Origin of the sequence: Actinoplanes sp. NPDC048791 (assembly GCF_040650095.1) — a bacterium.
Classification (GTDB): Bacteria; Actinomycetota; Actinomycetes; order Mycobacteriales; family Micromonosporaceae; genus Actinoplanes.
In genome coordinates this window covers 1-1,342 of the sequence record NZ_JBEZGQ010001592.1, presented here as the reverse complement: position 1 = coordinate 1,342, position 1,342 = coordinate 1, and the positions used below count along the sequence as shown (strand labels likewise).

2 protein-coding genes are annotated in these 1,342 nt (G+C 73.9%); both read right to left on the bottom strand.

What is annotated here, in order from left to right; genetic code table 11:
* Nucleotides 1-62: 62 nt before the first annotated feature.
* A complete protein-coding gene (locus AB0C29_RS48780; RefSeq protein ID WP_360835237.1) occupies nt 63-821 on the bottom strand; it encodes a DUF427 domain-containing protein in 759 nt (252 codons plus the stop codon).
* Between the two features lies 1 nt (nt 822).
* A partial coding sequence (locus AB0C29_RS48775; protein WP_360835235.1) for an alpha/beta hydrolase occupies nt 823-1,342 on the bottom strand: 520 nt, incomplete at its 5' end.

The window sequence follows — 1,342 nt, the reverse complement described above, 5'->3', positions numbered from 1 at the left end:
CGGGACGGCCGGGTGCAAGCCGCGGGCCCGGCCGCCGTTGAGGCACGCCTTGATCCGCCGGATCATTCGTCCTCCGGGGAGAACGGGGTCCGCGGCCGGTCCAGCAGCTCGCCGTCGAGGAAGATGTCGACCTTCTCGTTGTAGAAGCTGACCAGCCCGGCGATCGGCAACAGCTCCCGGGTCGGGAAGTCGTAGGACCAGGCCAGGTCGGCGTGCAGCGTGCCACCGGCCCGCACCGACCAGTACGCCGTCGTGCGTCCCTTGTACGGGCAGGCGGTGACCGTCTCGCTGGGCACCAGTGCGGTGAAGTCGACGGCGGTACGCGGCAGGTAGTAGCGCGGCGGCAGCCCGGTCTCGAAGACGATCACCGGCGTCGCGGACTCGGCCAGCCGTACCCCGTCGAGCTCGACGCGCACGTGCCGGGCCGAGCGCAGCGCGTCCACCCGCGCGTACGGGTTGCGGGGATGGACGAACACCTGCTCGTCCTCCTCGAACCAGGCGTCCAGGGCGTCCCACTCCAGCCGGACCAGCCCGGCCAGCTCGCCTCCGGTGTGCAGGTGCCCGGCGGCCGACCGGGTCACCTCGCCGGAACGCAGGCCCACCCGCCGGGCGCTGCCCTCCGTGGCCTGCTCCTCGTCGATCAGCACCTCCGGCGCCAGGTCCGCGGCCGGTACGTAGTACTGCGGGTACGGCGGCCACTCCCACACGTACACCGCGCGGGTGGTGTCCAGCACCACCCGGTCGCCGAGCATGCCGCGGATCCGGCGCGGCACCGGCTCGCGGTGCCCGACCGGCGTGATCAGTCCGGGGTAGCCCGCCATGTCACTCCTTCACCCGCGCGTCCAGGAACTCGTCGACGGCCCGCCGGAACGCCTGTGGCCGTTCGACCCACGGGTAGTGCCCGCACCGGTCGAGCACCACCGCGGTGCCGTCCGAGAACAGCTTCGTCAGCGCGACGGCCGGCGCGCAACCCGTGATGGCGTCCTCGGCGCCGGCGACGACCAGCACGGGCGCGGTGACGGCGGCCAGCCGGTGGGCGAGGTCGGCCGGCGGGTCCACGCTGGGCCAGGCCCGGTTCGCGGCGTAGCTGAATCGCCCGAGGACGGCGTGCGCCTGCTCGGCCGGGCCCCAGGTGGCGTAGCCGAGCGGCGCCACGCGGGTCATGAAATCGTTGAACCCCTCGTCGTCGCGCCGGGTGAGCCCCTGCCGGGATGCCGCCAGGGCCGCCTCGAACCCGGGATCGCCGCGGCGGCGTTCGCTCACCTCGGCGACGTCGGATGCCACGTCGAGCAGCCAGGTCTCCGGCGGCGTGACCAGCACGAGGCAGCCGACCCGCTCCGGG

What these genes read in the sequence shown, in the direction of transcription:
- AB0C29_RS48780 (WP_360835237.1), bottom strand. Translation starts at nt 821, where the DNA reads ATGGCGGGCTACCCCGGACTGATCACGCCGGTCGGGCACCGCGAGCCG.